Origin of the sequence: Mammaliicoccus sp. Q-M61 (genome assembly GCF_022386055.1) — a bacterium.
Taxonomy (GTDB): Bacteria; Bacillota; Bacilli; order Staphylococcales; family Staphylococcaceae; genus Mammaliicoccus; species Mammaliicoccus sciuri_A.
Window position 1 is genome coordinate 1 of the sequence record NZ_JAJNJL010000050.1, and the last position, 204, is coordinate 204.

Annotated in this window: 1 protein-coding gene; it reads right to left on the reverse strand. The window is 40.7% G+C overall.

Translation table 11 applies throughout. The features are described from left to right. On the reverse strand, positions 1-204 hold a 204-nt coding region (locus LQ677_RS14875), incomplete at both ends, for a hypothetical protein (protein WP_239749106.1).

Genomic DNA, 204 nt, shown 5'->3' on the forward strand with positions numbered 1-204 from the left:
ATTGTGTTTCGTCATCCACTGTGATTGTTGGTTGTTCTTTATCCGCTGGATAATCTGGGATTGTCACTGCACCTGTTACATCGTCTGATGTTGTTGGTGTGCCATTGTCTTTCGTTACACCTTCTGTTGTTGGTTCATATGCATTATTATCTGCTTGTTCCCCTACTGTTACAGGTACTTTAATATGATCTTCTGTACCATCTG